The organism is Delftia sp. 60, from assembly GCF_002754395.1.
Lineage (GTDB): Bacteria > Pseudomonadota > Gammaproteobacteria > Burkholderiales > Burkholderiaceae_C > Comamonas > Comamonas acidovorans.
This window is the reverse complement of record NZ_PEFD01000001.1, coordinates 6,175,814-6,190,726: the sequence shown is the minus strand read 5'-3', so window position 1 is coordinate 6,190,726 and position 14,913 is coordinate 6,175,814. Positions and strand designations below refer to the sequence as shown.

The 14,913-nt window shown below is 69.6% G+C and carries 14 protein-coding genes; 8 read left to right on the top strand and 6 right to left on the bottom strand.

What is annotated here, in order from left to right; translation table 11 throughout:
* The first annotated feature begins 63 nt into the window (after positions 1–63).
* Complete coding sequence (locus tag CLV01_RS27800; RefSeq protein WP_012207634.1) at positions 64–576, top strand: MgtC/SapB family protein; 513 nt, start codon at positions 64–66, stop codon at positions 574–576.
* Between the two features lie 176 nt (positions 577–752).
* On the opposite strand, the gene CLV01_RS27795 is transcribed toward CLV01_RS27800, so the two are convergent.
* The 3 genes from CLV01_RS27795 to CLV01_RS27785 form a co-directional block, all read right to left on the bottom strand.
* Positions 753–2,993 carry a TonB-dependent receptor gene (locus CLV01_RS27795; protein ID WP_099732720.1) on the bottom strand — a complete coding sequence of 747 codons (2,241 nt, stop codon included), beginning with the start codon at positions 2,991–2,993 and terminating at the stop codon, positions 753–755.
* Between the two features lie 123 nt (positions 2,994–3,116).
* Positions 3,117–3,521, bottom strand: coding sequence for a hypothetical protein (locus CLV01_RS27790; RefSeq protein ID WP_099732721.1), 405 nt, complete (start codon positions 3,519–3,521; stop codon positions 3,117–3,119).
* 27 nt (positions 3,522–3,548) lie between these two features.
* Positions 3,549–4,211 (bottom strand): MSMEG_1061 family FMN-dependent PPOX-type flavoprotein, encoded by a 663-nt coding sequence (locus CLV01_RS27785; protein ID WP_099732722.1) that lies wholly within the window; start codon positions 4,209–4,211, stop codon positions 3,549–3,551.
* Positions 4,212–4,281: 70 nt separating this feature from the next.
* Between CLV01_RS27785 and CLV01_RS27780 the strand changes: the two genes are divergently transcribed.
* Positions 4,282–5,115, top strand: a complete 834-nt coding sequence (locus CLV01_RS27780) for an AraC family transcriptional regulator (protein WP_099732723.1) — start codon at positions 4,282–4,284, stop codon at positions 5,113–5,115.
* A gap of 34 nt (positions 5,116–5,149) precedes the next feature.
* On the opposite strand, the gene CLV01_RS27775 is transcribed toward CLV01_RS27780, so the two are convergent.
* Entirely contained in the window at positions 5,150–5,842 is a 693-nt protein-coding gene (locus CLV01_RS27775; protein ID WP_043821684.1) for a GntR family transcriptional regulator, read from the bottom strand.
* Positions 5,843–5,899: 57 nt separating this feature from the next.
* Positions 5,900–7,678: an IlvD/Edd family dehydratase gene (locus CLV01_RS27770; RefSeq protein WP_099732724.1), complete on the bottom strand. Its 1,779-nt coding sequence runs from the start codon at positions 7,676–7,678 to the stop codon at positions 5,900–5,902.
* A gap of 202 nt (positions 7,679–7,880) precedes the next feature.
* Here CLV01_RS27770 and CLV01_RS27765 point away from each other — a divergent pair, with 202 nt between their 5' ends.
* Complete coding sequence (locus tag CLV01_RS27765) at positions 7,881–8,909, top strand: Bug family tripartite tricarboxylate transporter substrate binding protein (protein ID WP_099732725.1); 1,029 nt, start codon at positions 7,881–7,883, stop codon at positions 8,907–8,909.
* Between the two features lie 9 nt (positions 8,910–8,918).
* Here CLV01_RS27765 and CLV01_RS27760 read toward each other — a convergent pair whose 3' ends face one another.
* Positions 8,919–10,187 carry an MFS transporter gene (locus CLV01_RS27760; protein WP_063328454.1) on the bottom strand — a complete coding sequence of 423 codons (1,269 nt, stop codon included), beginning with the start codon at positions 10,185–10,187 and terminating at the stop codon, positions 8,919–8,921.
* 181 nt (positions 10,188–10,368) lie between these two features.
* Here CLV01_RS27760 and CLV01_RS27755 point away from each other — a divergent pair, with 181 nt between their 5' ends.
* From CLV01_RS27755 to CLV01_RS27735, 5 genes are all read left to right on the top strand, one after another.
* The gene (locus CLV01_RS27755) at positions 10,369–11,142 is read left to right on the top strand and encodes an AraC family transcriptional regulator (RefSeq protein WP_013800531.1); all 774 of its coding nucleotides are present in this window, start codon (positions 10,369–10,371) and stop codon (positions 11,140–11,142) included.
* Between the two features lie 153 nt (positions 11,143–11,295).
* Entirely contained in the window at positions 11,296–12,237 is a 942-nt protein-coding gene (locus tag CLV01_RS27750; protein WP_099732726.1) for an AraC family transcriptional regulator, read from the top strand.
* A gap of 130 nt (positions 12,238–12,367) precedes the next feature.
* A complete protein-coding gene (locus tag CLV01_RS27745; RefSeq protein ID WP_016448373.1) occupies positions 12,368–12,952 on the top strand; it encodes a carboxymuconolactone decarboxylase family protein in 585 nt (194 codons plus the stop codon).
* Positions 12,942–14,039 (top strand): acyl-CoA dehydrogenase family protein, encoded by a 1,098-nt coding sequence (locus CLV01_RS27740; protein WP_013800534.1) that lies wholly within the window; start codon positions 12,942–12,944, stop codon positions 14,037–14,039. Before CLV01_RS27745 ends, CLV01_RS27740 begins: the two co-directional genes overlap by 11 nt.
* Positions 14,036–14,851 carry an ABC transporter ATP-binding protein gene (locus tag CLV01_RS27735; protein WP_099732727.1) on the top strand — a complete coding sequence of 272 codons (816 nt, stop codon included), beginning with the start codon at positions 14,036–14,038 and terminating at the stop codon, positions 14,849–14,851. Before CLV01_RS27740 ends, CLV01_RS27735 begins: the two co-directional genes overlap by 4 nt.
* Positions 14,852–14,913: the final 62 nt, after the last annotated feature.

Here is a 14,913-nt window from a genome sequence, read left to right as displayed (position 1 = left end):
CTGCACGCCACGCCATGCTCGCTTCCTGAGTCCTGACGCACAACCCGAGGAAAGGAACGCGCCATGTGGGAGGAAGTAACCAGCACCCTGGCCGAGGAATTCTCCAGCCTGCCCGATGCGGCCGAGGTCACGCGCGTCATGGTGCGCCTGCTGCTGGCGGCCCTGCTGGGCGGCATCGTCGGCTACGAGCGAGAACACAAGGGCAAGGCCGCCGGCCTGCGCACCCACATGCTGGTGGCCATGGGCGCGGCGCTGTTCGTGCTGGTGCCCGAGCGCGGTGGCATGGGCATTGCCGACATGAGCCGCGTGATCCAGGGCGTGGTGGCCGGCGTGGGCTTCCTGGGCGCGGGCGCCATCATCAAGCGCCACTCAGAGGAACAGGTGCAGGGCCTGACCACGGCCGCCGGCATCTGGATGACGGCCGCCATCGGCGTGGCCTGCGGCCTGGGGCGCGAGGCCATCGCGCTGCTGGCCACGCTGCTGGCCATCGTCATCCTCGTGATGCTGCCGCACGTGGTCAGTGCGCCGCCCCCGCAGGCGGACGCGGAGCCGGATACCAAGCCGCGCGAGACTTAAGGGCGGGCGGCGGCCTGAAGCCTGGCATTCCGGCTTTGTTCGCTTTTTCCTGATGTTCGTGCCACGTGAACATGGCAAACATCACGAACGCAGCCAGTGAGGCTTGCGAGGCTCTCGCCAACTACCGATAGGCAGTCACCTGCGTGCATGGCATCTCTGGCCATGCACGCATGCCATTAGAAATCCACACTCGCACTCAGCGAGAACGTGCGCGGACCGCCCACCGTCAGGTAGCCCGAACCCGGGTAGCCGCCCACGGAGGCCCAGTAGTTGCGATCCGTCGCGTTGTCCACGCGCAGACGCAGCGTGAGCAGCTTGCCCTGCACTTCGGTCATGTAGCGCACGCCCAGGTCCAGGCGGTTCCATCCGGCCACGCGCAGGGTGTTGACGTCGTTGGCGTAGCTGGCGCCGGTGTGCACCAGGCGGCCGTCCAGCGCCAGGCCGTTGATGCCCGGCACATCCCATTCCACGCCCGCTGTGGCCTGGAAGCGCGGCACGCCGATGACGCGCTTGCCGTCGGTGGTGGCGCGGCCCGTGCTTTGCTGCCTAGCGTCCAGCCAGGTGGCGCCGCCCAGCAGGCGCAGGCCGCGCATGGGTTCGCCGAAGACGTTGAATTCCACGCCCTGGTGACGGTCCTTGCCGGCCGAGGTGAAGAGGTTGCCGTCGATCAGCGAGCGCGGCTTGTCGGTGGAGAAGAAGGCCAGGCCGCCGCCCAGCTTGCCGCCGTCGTACTTGACGCCCACTTCCTTTTGCTTGGTCACGTAGGGCGACATCTGCTGGCCCGCGTTGGCGATGATGGTATCGCCCGACTTGGCCGGCGCCGTGTCGCCCTGGGCCAGTCCCTCGATGTAGTTGCCGTACAGCGATACCTGGGGCGTGAGCTTGAACACCGCGCCCAGCACCGGGCTGGTGCGGCTCTGGTCGTAGGCCGTGCGCACGCCGCCCTGGCTGGTGACGGCGCCGTTGCTGACGAGGCGGTAGCTCACCGAGTCGGTCTCTATCGTCTGGCGGCGCACGCCGGCCGTCACCAGCATGCGGCCGTCCATCAGCGACAGCGTGTCGCCCAGCGCAAAGCTGTTCAGGCGCGTGCCCCGGTTGTAGGCGGGGTTGGACAGGTCGTTGCCCAGGTAGTTGAGCGGCGTGATCGCGTAGTAGCGCGGGTCGTAGAGATTGGTGGCCAGCGTGTTGCTGCCCCCGCCGGTGCTCATGCCGTAGGCGTTGTAGACCTTGAGGTCGAAGGCCGAGTAGCTGGCCACGATCTCATGGCCCACGCTGCCCGTATTCAGGCGTGCGCGCACGCCCAGCTCGCCCGTGCTCACGCGGTCCTTGCGCGCGTTGTCGAAGCGGCTGGTGGTGGCCGCGCCATTGCCGGCCGCCGCCAGCGTGATGTTGGCCAGCGAGTTGTTTTCGGAGCTGCGGCGCAGGCCGTAGGCGGCCCAGGCCGTCACGTTGCTGTTGATGTCCCATTCGCCGCGCAGCGTGCCGAACAGGTCTCGCTCGTCGGAATAGGTCCAGGGCTGGGCCCAGTTGGAGGAAGCATCGGGCGCCGCAGGAATGGCCGCCAGCCCTGCGCCCGGCGTGACATTGGTGCGCGTGCGCTTGAGGCGGTTGTCCTGCCAGCCGATGTCGCCCGACAGGCGCACATTGCGGCTGCGCCAGTCCATGCCCACGGACAGCAGATCGAGCTTGGAGCTTTCCTGGTCGATGGCGGTATCGCCGCCCCGGTGCGCGGCGTTCAGGCGGATGCCCGTGGCCTGGTCGGGGCCGAAGCGCCGGCTCACGTCGGCCGCCACGAAGGCCTGGCCGCCGCTGGCAATGCCTGCCGTCACGCGCGACAGCGGATCGGTGCCCGCGCGCTTGGGCAGCAGGTTGATGTTGCCGCCCAGGCCGCCGCCATTGGGGCTGGCGCCCATCAGAAAGGCCGATGCGCCGCGCAACAGCTCCACGCGCTCGAACAGCTCGGTGGCGATGTACTGGCGCGGCAGCAGGGCATACAGGCCGTTGTAGGCCACGTCGTCCGAGCCCAGCACGAAGCCGCGCACGAAGTAGGACTCCTGGAAATTGCCGAAGCCGCGCGCCACGCGCACGGAAGGATCGTTCTGCAGCACATCGCCCACGCTCTTGGCCTGGCGGTCCTGGATCAGCTCGTTGGTGTAGCTGGTGATGGAGAACGGCGTCTCCATGTTGTCGCGCGTGCCCAGAATCCCGGCCCGCCCGCCGCGCGCCACCTGGCCGCCCGCGTAGGGCCTGGACAGGCCTTCAGCCGACGCATCGGCGCTGGCCTCCACGGTGACGGTGCCCAGCTCGGGCGCGGCCGTTGCCGTGGAAGGGGCAGGTTGGGCCCATGCGGCGCCAGCAGACAAAAGAAGGGCCAGGGCCCCGGCGATCGGGGTCAGCGTGTGGAGGGGGGAGTGCATGGAGAAAACGGGATGAGAATGCGGGATGAGAATGATTCCCAATAATTTTATCGATGCGCCTCCCCCGTATGGAGCTTGTAGGGAGATGTGTCTGTTTGTGCCCACACTCCGCCTGGCCCGCCTTCACGCATGTCCAAGCAGCTCCCACGAGCAGACCTGCGCCTCATCCTCCCCCTGCACGAACGCGACCCGCATGCCCAGTGCCTTGCCCATGCCTTGCACGGCCAGGCGCAGGGCGGCGGGCACGGCGCGGTCGCCCGTGATGACGACCATGCCCCGGCACAGCTGGCGCATGCGTTCGCGGTTGCGCTTGAAGAACAGGGCGCGCTGCTTGCGTTCTTCGTGGCTTTCCTCGGGGTGGTCGCCCGGCAGGTGGTCGGTGAGCAGCACGAAGTGCCGGCCCTGGTCGAGCAGGGATTCGATCTGGGCTTCGGCCGATGCGTCATTGCCGTTGCCTGCGTCTGCAGGTGCCTGCGCTTCGGGTTCGCGCAGGTAGACCAGGGGAAAGCGGGAGGTATCGATCAGCATGTCATGGTTCCTGGGAAAAGCAGGGCATCAGTACAGGTCGTGCCTGACCGCATGGGCGTAGTGGGCGTTGGCCTGCTCCTGTTGCGCGGCATCCATGGCGGGCGCCGTGGCATCGGCCAGCTGCGTGAGGGCGGCCATCATCTGGCCCACGGAGGGCAGGGCGGTGCGGTCCAGCTGGCTTGACGGGCTCCACAGGCCGGAGCGGTGGATGGCCTTGCCGCAGTGCAGCAGCACCTCGTCGACCAGGACCACGGTGGCGGTCTTGGGCGTGCCCCGGCCTTCGCTCAGCTCCTGCAGCAGATGGGGGTCGGTGGAGATGCGGCCGCGCCCGTTGATGCGCAGGAAGATGTCCAGCCCCGGGAACAGGAAGAGCATGGCCAGGCGGTCATCGGCCTGCAGGTTGCGCAGGGATTCGATGCGGTTGTTGCCGGGCCAGTCGGCAAAGGCCACGGTGCGCTCGTCCAGCACCTGCACAAAGCCGGGCGGCCCGCCGCGCGGCGAGGCATCCAGGCCGCTTTCGCCGGCCGTGGCCAGGCAAAAGAAGCTGGCCTGGCGCAGATAGGCCTCGTGGAAGTCGGACAGGCGGTCGCGCACGGCCTTCTGGATTCTTTCTGCAGGGGCGGCGTAGAGCGAGTCCAGGTCGATGGCCGGGCCTGGCGGCTCTGCAAGGGCGGTGTTGTCTGTGTGCATGGCACAAGCGTAAGAACAAAGGCGTTGGCGGCTGTAGACTGGATCAGCCAACAAATAGCTCAAAGACGCCATGCCCGATGCCATTCTTGAACTGGTCAGCCATGTGAACCGTGCCGATGGCCCCGTGCTGATCGCAGCCGTGGGCAGTCAGGACGAGGAGCTGGCCTCCGAGCCGCACCGGCACGCGCGCGGCCAGCTGTTCGGCTCGCTGCGCGGGCTGCTGTCGGTGGGCGTGGAAGACGCGGTATGGGTGGTGCCCGCCATCCATGCCGTGTGGCTGCCGCCGCACCAGCTGCATTCGGGCCGCTCCCATGGTCCCTTCCACGGCTGGAGCGTCTACGTGGCGGAGCCGGCCTGCGCCGACCTGCCGCAGCGGCCCTGCGCCATCCGCACCTCGGGCCTGCTGCGCGAGGCCGTGCTGCGCGCCGCCGGCTGGGGATGGCAGCAAGGCGTGCCCACAACGCAGCCCGTGCAACCAGGCCCTTCGGCGGTCCAGGCCCGCGCCCATGTGATGGCGGTGATCCTGGACGAGATCCGCACCCTGCCCGTGGAGCCCCTGGGCCTGCCCCTGCCCGCCGACCCGCGCCTGCAGCGCATCGCCCGCGCGCTGATCGCCGACCCGGCCGATGCCCGCGACCTGGAGGCCTGGGCACGCTGGGCCGCCGTCAGCTCGCGCACGCTGAGCCGGCGCTTTGTCTCGGAAACCGGCTTCAGCTTCACCGCCTGGCGCCAGCGCGCGCGGCTGATGCGCTCGCTGGAGATGCTGGCCGCCGGCGCGCCGGTAACGAACATCGCGCTGGACCTGGGCTACGCCACGGCCAGCGCCTTCATCGGCTTGTTCCGGCGCACGTTCGGGGAGACGCCTGCAGCGTACCGGGGGAGGCTGGGGACGGCTCGGGACTGAGGGGCTGCACTGCCCGCCCAGCTAAGGACTTCACCTACAACCGCTGCAACTGCGCATTCAGATATGCATCGCGCGAGGGCAGCAGGTGCTCGGCGCACAGGCGGACCAGGGCGTCGCGGTCCTGGGCGCGCAGGGCTTCGATCATTTGCCAGTGTTCCTGGCGTGCGCGCTCGCGGTAGTCGGCCGAGACCAGGGAGGCGAAGCGGATGGGGTGCGTCTGGCGCGCGTATTCGGTGATGGCCTTGTGCAGCGTGTCGTTGCCCGCCAGCGCAAACAGTTCCTGGTGAAAGGCCAGGTTGATGCGGAACACCAGGCGCGCGTTGCCTTCGGCCACGGCGGCGTCGTGCTGCTGCTGGATGGAGGTCAGGCGTTCGAGCCTCTCGGCCGGCACGGGCAGGGGGATCTTTCGGGCGGCCTCCACTTCGAGCATGCCGCGCAGCTCGTACAGCTCCTGCACTTCCTGGGTGGAGAAGGAGCGCACCAGGGCGCCGACGTTCTTGCGGCGCTCGATGAGGCCCATGCGGTCCAGCGCGGCCAGGGCCTCGCGGGCGATGTGGCGCTTGACGTCGAAGCGGGCCATGAGGTCGTCTTCGACCAGGCGTTCGCGCGGGTGCAGCCGGCCGAAGACCACGTCCTCTTCCAGCGCGGCCACCATGGCGCCCAGGGCGTCGGCTGCGGGGGCGGGTTCGGCATCCAGGGAAATCGGCAGTGAGGCGGCAGCGACCATCAAGACAGGCGGTTGGGACAAAAACGCCATTTTGTCCGAATTGACCGCCTGCGCCGACTATTCGCGCGGGCCGGGAATGGTGCCGCGTTCGGTGGCGCAGCGCAGGAAGTCGAAGTCCACGCCCTGGTCGGCCTGGTTCACGGTGGTGAGAAAGAGCTTGCGGTAGCCGCGTTCGGCCGTGGGCTCGGTCACCGGGTGGAGCCGGGCGCGGCGGGCCAGTTCCTCGTCGCTGACCTGCAGCGTGAGCTCGCGCCGCGCCACCGACAGCGTGATGCGGTCGCCGTTGTGCACATGGGCCAGCGGGCCGCCCACGGCCGACTCGGGCGTGACGTGCAGCACGATGGTGCCGAAGGCCGTGCCGCTCATGCGCCCGTCGGAGATGCGCACGATGTCCTTGACGCCCGCGCGGGCCAGCTTGCGCGGGATGGGGATGTAGCCGGCCTCGGGCATGCCGGGCGCACCCTTGGGGCCGATGTTCTTGAGCACGAGGATGTCGTCGGCCGTCACGTCCAGATCGTCGCTGTCGATGCGGCGGGCCAGGTCGGCCGCGTTCTCGAAGACCACGGCGCGGCCTTCATGCTCCATGAGCCGGGGATGGGCGGCCGACTGCTTGATGATGGCGCCGCCCGGCGCCAGGTTGCCCTGCAGCACGGCGATGCCGCCCTGCGGGTAGATGGGGTTGGAGCGCGGGCGCACCACGTCCTGCGCAAAGCCGGGGCCGGCGCGCTCGATCTCTTCGCCCAGCGTGCGGCCGGTGACCGTGAGGGCGTCCAGGTTCAGCAGGGGCTTGAGCTCGCGCAGCAGCGTGGCCATGCCGCCCGCGTGGTGGAAGTCCTCCATGTAGTGATCGCCCGAGGGCTTGAGGTCCAGCAGCACGGGCGTGTCGCGGCCCATGCGGTCCAGGGCCTTGAGGTCGATGTCATAGCCCATGCGCCCCGCGATGGCGGCCAGGTGGACGATGCCGTTGGTGGAGCCGCCAATGGCCAGCAGCACGCGCATGGCGTTTTCGAAGGCGGCGGGCGTGAGGATTTTGTCGATGGTCAGGCGCTCGCGCGCCATGCGCACGGCCTCGGTGCCGGTCTGCTCGGCGATGCGGATGCGGTCGGCCGTGACGGCGGGGGGCGAGGCGCCGCCGGGCACGGTCATGCCCAGCGCCTCGGCAATGCAGGCCATGGTGCTGGCCGTGCCCATGACCGAGCAGGTGCCCACGCTGGCCACCAGCTGGTTGTTCACGTCGGCAATCTCTTCGGCGTCGATCTCCTCGGCGCGGAACTTGCCCCAGTAGCGGCGGCAGTCCGTGCATGCGCCCACGCGCTCGCTGCGGTGCGAGCCGGTGAGCATCGACCCGGTGATCAGCTGGATGGCCGGGATGCCCGCCGAGGCCGCGCCCATCAACTGGGCCGGCACCGTCTTGTCGCAGCCGCCGATGAGCACGACGGCATCCATGGGCTGCGCGCGGATCATCTCCTCGGTGTCCATGGACATGAGGTTGCGCAGGTACATGCTGGTCGGCGCCGAGAAGCTTTCGTGCACCGAGATGGTGGGGAAGTCCATGGGCAAGCCGCCCGCCAGCATGACGCCGCGCTTGACGGCCTCGATCAGCTGGGGTGCGTTGCCGTGGCAGGGGTTGTAGCTGCTGCCCGTGTTGGCAATGCCGATGACGGGGCGCTGCAGCGCCGAGTCCGTATAGCCCGCGCCCTTGATGAAGGCCTTGCGCAGAAACAGCGAAAAGCCGCGGTCGCCGTAGTTGGTCAGGCCCTTGGAGATGCCCGTGGCCGCATCGGCGGGGGCGATGTCATGGCCTGGAGCGCCATCGGGAGTCTTGGGGTCGGTCATGGGTGGGGTGCTTTGCAGAGGGTCTTGGCGGGTCGGAAGGCAGGCGCTGCCTTGTCGAGAGGCAGGATAGCGGCGGATGCCGCAGATTATTATCGTCGTTATCACCTATATTATTAATAATCTATCTGACCAACCATGCAGCCGTGCCCGGTGTGCGTGCCGGGCATGTTTTTCCGACACAAGACAAAAGGAGGAGACACCCATGGTTGTTGCTGCATCCCGCATCCGTCGCATTCATGCGCCCAACCGGCGCGCCGCCCTGGCTGCGGCGCTGCTGGCCTCGCTGGCGCTGGGCTCAGGCCTGTCCACGCCCGCGCTGGCCGACGGCGCCTATCCGGCCCGGCCCATCAAGCTGGTCGTTCCCTACACGCCCGGCGGCGCCACCGACGTGATCGGGCGCGTGGTGGGGCAAAGACTCTCGCTGGCGCTGGGCCAGCCCGTGGTGGTGGAGAACCGGGCGGGCGCGGCCGGCAACCTGGGCGCCGCCGCCGTGGCCAAGGAACGGCCCGATGGCTATACGCTGCTGCTGGGCGCGCTGACCAGCCATTCCATCAACAGCGTGCTCATGGCGTCCACGGCAGGCTTCACCATGGACAAGAGCTTTGCGCCCATTGGCGTGGTGGGCCGCGTGCCGCTGGTGGTGACCGTGGGCCCGTCGGTGAAGGCGGCCAGCCTGGGCGAGTTCATCGCCCTGGCCAAAAGCCGGCCGGCCGGGCTGAACTACGGCTCCTCGGGCAATGGCTCGCCCCAGCATCTGGCGGCCGAGCTGTTCAAGCGGCAGGCCGGCGTGCCGCTGACCCACGTGCCCTACAAGGGCAGCACGCCGGCGCTCAACGATCTGATGGGCAGCCAGGTGGATGTGGTGTTCGACACCCTGCCCGCCACGCAGGGCTTCATCAAGGGCGGCCGCCTGCGCGCCCTGGCCGTGACCACGGCGCAGCGCGTGCCCTCCATTGCCGACATTCCCACCACGGCCGAGGCCGGGCTGTCGGGCTTCGAGGTGACGTCGATGTTCGGCCTGCTGGCGCCTGCGGGCACGCCCGCGCCCATCGTCGCCCGGCTCAGTGGCGCGCTCAAGGAGGTGATGGGGCAGCAGGAAGTGAAGGACGCCCTGGTCGCCCAGGGCGCCATGCCCACCTTCACCACGCCTGCCGAGGCGCGTGCCCAGATCGCCGAGGAGGTGGCGCGCTGGTCCGCCGTGATCCGGCAGGCAGGCATACAGCCGGATTGAGGCTGCGCCTCAGCGTCGCCGGGCCCGCGTTTCCGGCAAAAAGGCCGTTGCCAGCCCCAGCAGTGGCAGGTAAGCCACCAGGCTGTACACCCAGACGATGCCGTGGGTGTCGGCCAGGTTGCCCATGCCGGCGGCCCCCAGGCCGCCGATGCCGAACATGAGGCCGAACATCAGCCCCGAGACCAGGCCCACGCGGCCGGGCACGGCCTCCTGGGCGTAGACCACCAGCGCCGCAAAGGCCGAGGACATGACCAGGCCGATGACGATGGACAGCACGGCCGTCCAGAACAGGTCGGCATGCGGCAGCAGCAGCGCAAACGGCGCCACGCCCAGGAAGGACACCCAGATCACGGCCTTGCGCCCTATGCGGTCGCCCACCGGGCCGCCCGCGAAGGTGCCCGCCGCCACGGCCGCCAGGAAGGCGAACAGGTACAGCTGCGACTGCTGCACGGGCAGGGCAAAGCGCTCGATCAGATAGAAGGTGAAGTAGTTGGCAAAGGCCGCGATGTAGACGAACTTGGCGAACATCAGCACGCAGATCACGGTCACCGCGCGGATGACCTGCGAGCGGTTCAGCGCCGTCAGCGCATGCTGGCCGGCCGCCACCACCTTGGCCGGCGCGTGGTGCAGGCGCCAGTGCGTGATGCGCAGCAGCACCCAGATGGCCAGCAGCGCCACCAGCATGAACCAGGCGATCGCGTGCTGGCCAAACGGAATGACGATGGCCGCCACCATCAGCGGGCCGATGGCCGAGCCCGTGTTGCCGCCCACCTGGAAGGTCGATTGCGCCGTGCCGAATCGCCCGCCCGAGGCCAGCCGCGCCACGCGCGAGGCCTCGGGGTGGAAGGTGGACGAGCCCACGCCGATCAGCGACGCGGCGGCCAGCAGCATGGGGTAGCTGGTGGACAGGGCCAGCAGGCCCACACCCACCAGCGTCACCACCATGCCCAGCGGCAGCAGGTAGGGCTTGGGATGCTTGTCGGTGTACAGGCCGATCCAGGGCTGCAGCAGCGAGGCCGTGACCTGGTAGACCAGGGAGATCCAGCCGATCTGCGCGAAGCTCAGCGAGAACTCCGTCTTGAGCATGGGATAGACGGCCGGCAGCACGGCCTGGATCAGGTCGTTGAGCAGGTGGGCAAAGGCGGCGGCGCCGACGATGCGCAGCAAAAAGCCCTGCGCGGCATGGCTGGGTGCTGGATGGGCGGGCGCCGGATGGGCATGCGTTGCAGGCGCGCCCAGCTCGCCCGGGGCGCCAAGAGTGGTGGTGTTGCTTGTCATGGAGGAAAGGGCCCCGCAGGGCGGCACGGTCAGGGTCCGGCGTTGACGAAGGTCAATGGGCCGTGGGACCGAAGATAGGTGTTTGGTGCCCGTCTGTCTCTCTCTATACTGACTTCAATTGTCGAGATCGGGACAGAGAGCCGCATAGAACCGCATAGAACCGTACAGGACGGGAAGCCCCATGGCCGCAGAACTGCCGCGCATATACCTCAAGTACCACCAGACCGGGCGCCCCATGGCCGCCATGGAGGCCAACTGGGCGCATGGCACCAGCACGGGCTGGCACTCCCACCCGCGCGGCCAGCTGCTGTATGCGATCGAAGGCGTGATGTCCGTGCAGCTGCATTCCGGCTCCTGGCTGGTGCCGCCCAACCGGGGGCTGTGGATAGAGGCCGACGCCGAGCACGATGTGCGCATGTCGGGCGACGTGAAGATGCGCACGGCCTACATCGACGCCTCGGCCTTTGCGGACCTGCCCGCGCGCACCTGCGTGGTCAATGTGTCGCCCCTGCTGCGCGAGCTGGTGGTGGCCGCCGTCGGCGTGCCGCTGGACTATGCCGAAGGCAGCCGCGACGAGCGCCTGATGCACCTGCTGGTCGATGAGCTGCGCGCCGCCGAGGTGCTGCCCCTGCACCTGCCCCTGTCCGCCGATGCGCGGCTGCGCCAGGTCTGCGAGGCCCTGATGCGCGAGCCTGCCGACACCGCCACCGCCGAACACTGGGCGCAGCGCCTGGGCGTGAGCGCCAAGACGCTGCAGCGCCTGTTCGTGAAGGAAACCGGCATGCCCTTCGCCCAGTGGCGCGAGCAGGCGCGGCTGATGTTCGCGCTGGGCCGCATTGCGGCGGGCGAGCGCATCATCGACATCGCCCTCGATTGCGGCTACGCCAGCCAGAGCGCGTTCACGGCCATGTTCAAAAGGCATTTCGGGGTGCCGCCTTCGGGCTTCCAGCGCTGAGGCACGACCGGACCAAGGTCGGGCCGGGCGGCCTTGATGCAGATCCAGATATCGATTGCGGCACAAGCATATGCCCAAAGATTCGTTCCCCCGCGCCTGCATCGTGGCGATACTGGCCGGCCGCATTCCCTCCACTGCCTGGCCTGTACCACCGTGCTACCCGACCCAGTCCCCGACAGCGCGGCCGAAGCGCAGGTCGATCGCGTCATCGACGGCCTGCTCAACGGCCTGCAATGGCGCGCCAGCGTGTTCCATGTGGGGCAGTACTGCGGGCGCTGGCGGGCCTCCACGGCGGGGCGCGCGCGGGCCAGCTTTCACCTGATCCTGGACGGGCGCTGCTGGCTGCACCTGCCGGGCCAGCCCTCGGTGGAGCTGCAGCCGCGCGACGGCGTGTTCCTCTCGCGCGATGTGCCGCATTTCATCTCGCCCTATGCCGACCCGGACATGGCCTGCGCCCCGCAGGCCATGCGTCCCGCCACTGGCGATGCCGGCATCGGAGAGACGGCGCTGGCCTGCGGCTTCTTTACCTTCGAGGGGCCCATGCGCGGCCTGCTGGTCGATGCCTTCCCCGACCACCTGGTGCTGCGTGGCGACGACCATGCGATGAGCGGCGCCTCCATGCTGTTCGACCTGATGCGCGCCGAGGCGCAGCGCACGGGCACCGAGCCCTCGGCCGTGATGGACCGGCTGGTGGGCCTGCTGTTCTTCTACGGCCTGCGCCAGCTGGCGCATGGCGATGCGCGGGCGCGCGGCATCTGGAGCCTGCTGCGCCGGCCGGGCTTTGCGCCGCTGGTGGCCGAGCTGCTGCGCGAGCCGGCCCGCAACTGGAGCGTGGCCGACATGGCCGCGCGCGTGTGCCTGTCGCGCGCCACGTTCTTTCGGCAGTTTGCCGAGGCCTGCGGCCAGCCGCCCCAGCAATTCCTGCTGCTGCTGCGCATGCAGCTGGCCGCGCGCCGGCTGGCCCAGGGCGAGGCCATAGGCCAGGTGGCCGAGGCCGTGGGCTACGAGTCCTACGCGGCCTTCTCGCGTGCCTTCAAGCGCGTGATGGGCGAGCAGCCCGGCGCCTGGCAGCGCGCGCAGGCACGCTGCTGCTGAGCCGCCATCCGGGCCCGCCGCATCTGCCTGCGGGTTGACACGTTCGGGCATAAATCCGCGACGCGGCGGCATTGATGGCAAGGGGGGCGCGGCCGATCATGAAGGCATTCCTTCATTCCTGCAAAGCACCATGGCACGCCTGACCCTGCACACCCCGCAAACCGCTCCTGAAGCCAGCCGCCCCTTCGTGGAGCGCGCCCTGGCCGGCAACGGATTCCTGCCCAACCTGATCGCCATCCTGGCCAACTCGCCCCAGGCGCTGGAGACCTATGTGACCGTGGGCCAGATCAACGCGCGCGCCCAGCTCACGCTGGCCGAGCGCGAGGTGGTGCAGATCACGGCGGCGCGCATCCATGGCTGCGACTTCTGCGTGGCCGGCCACACCAAGCTGGCCTTCAAGCAGGCCGGCCTGACCCAGGCCGAGGTGGTGGCGCTGCAGGACGGCCGCGACACCGGCCAGCCGCGCCTGGACGCCGTGCGCCGCTTTGCCGAAGCCGTGATCGCCACGCGCGGCGCCGTGGCCGACGAGGCCCTGGCCGCCTTCCATGCAGCAGGCCTGAGCGAGCAGCAGGCGCTGGAGGTGGTGCTGGGCATCAGCCTGGCCACGCTGTGCAACTTTGCCAATAGCCTGGCGCAAAGCCCCGTCAACCCGCAGCTGCAGCCCTATCTGCCCGAACAGTTCCGACAACCGCAGGAGAACGCACATGCTGGCTGATTCGCTGCGGCAGTGGCTGGACGCCCATGCCGACTCCCTGGACGAAGGCCCTGCGCATGCGCACGAAGTGCTGCCCCGGCTGGCGCAGCACGGCCTGTTCGGCCTGGGCGTGCCCGTGGCCGAGGGCGGGCAGGGCGGCAGCCTGGGCGATGCGCTGGAGGCCATTGCCGGCGTGGCCGGGCATTCGCTGACGGCGGGCTTCGTGTTCTGGGCGCAGCGCGCCTTTGTCGAATACCTGCTGCAGTCGCCCAACGCGGCGCTGCGTCAGCGCTGGTTGCCGGGCCTGCTGCAAGGCACGCAGGCGGGCGCCACGGGCCTGTCCAACGCCATGAAGTACCTGGGCGGCATCGAGGCCCTGCAGGTCGAGGCCACGCCCGTCGGCGCTGTCGGCGCCGACAGCGCCGACGGCCTTGCACTGCGCGGGCGCGTGCCCTGGGCCACCAACCTGGTGCCGCCGGGTCGCTTCGTGGTGGCCGTCGCCGTCTCGCGCAGCGACGGTGCAAAGCCCTTCGTGGCCGCGCTGCCCGGCGATGCGGCGGGCCTGCAGCGCAGCGCCGACCTGGACCTGATCGCGCTGCGCGGCAGCCATACGGCGGCGCTGTCCATCGAGGGGCTGCAGATCGGCCCGGCCGATGTGATCCATGCCGACGCCAACCATTTCCTGCCGCGCGTGCGGCCCGCCTTCATGGGCCTGCAGTTGGGGCTGTGCATCGGGCTGGCGCGCGCCTCGCTGGCGGCGGCCTCGGCCCGTGCCGGCGCCGGGCGCGATGTGCTGGGCGGCCCGCTGCAGCAGCAGCGCCACGCGCTGGAACTGGCCACGGCCACGCTGCATGCGGGCCTGTCCGACGGGCGTTTTCTTGACCGACCTCAAGCCCTGTTCCGCCTGCGCCTGGAATTGAACGACATCGTGCAGCAGTCCCTGCAGCTGGAACTGCACGCCAGCGGCGGGCGCGCTTATCATCGCGACCAGCCGCTGGGATTCGCGCGCCGTTGGCGCGAGGCGGCCTTCATCCCCATCGTGACGCCCAGCGTCACGCAGCTACAGGGTGCGCTGGCTGGCGCGGCCCTGGCAACCACCAGTTCATGACCCAGACGGAAGCTTTCTCCCCTGACGCTCCCGCGCCCGTGCTGCAGGCACGCGGCGCGGGCTTTGGCTATGCGCCCGGCAAGGCCGTGTTCGAGGACATCTCCCTGAGCATTGCCCCGCGCGAGATCGTCTGCCTGCTCGGCGGCAGCGGCTGCGGCAAGTCCTCGCTGCTGCGCGTGCTCGGCGGCCTGGAGTCGCCGGACGGCGGCGCCTGGAGCCGGGGCGAGCTCCAGTTCCTCAGCCAGCCGCTGACCGCGCCGCACCCGCGCGCGGGCTTTGTCTTTCAGCAACCCAGCCTGCTGCCCTGGCTGGACGCGCGGCGCAACGTGGGCTTCGGCCTGGACTTCGAGCGCCAGCCGAAGCTGGAGGCCGAGGCCCGCCGCCAGCGCGTGGAGCAGGCGCTGCAGGCCGTGGGCCTGGGCGGCAGCGGCGCGCTTTACCCCTCGCAGCTGTCGGGCGGCATGGCCCAGCGCGTGGCCCTGGCGCGCGCCCTGGCGCGCGAGCCGCAGCTGCTGCTGGCCGACGAGCCGTTCTCGGCCCTGGACGCCATCACGCGCGCCGAGATGCAGGAGCTGATGGTGGACGTGGTCCACCGCTGGCACACGGCGGCGCTGCTGGTCACGCATGACATCGACGAGGCCATCCTCGTGGGCGACCGCATCCTGCTGATGGGCGGGCGGCCCGGCCACATCGTGCGCGAATGGCGCGTGGACATAGCGCGCCCGCGCGAGGACCAGGCCGCCGCCGTGACCGCGCTGCGGCTGGACATCCTCTCGGCCCTGCACGGCGTGCGCCATGCGGCCCAGGCCTGATCCGGCTCGCCTGCCTGCCTGCCTGCCTGCCCGCTCGCTCGCCTGCCGATCCGCCATTTCTT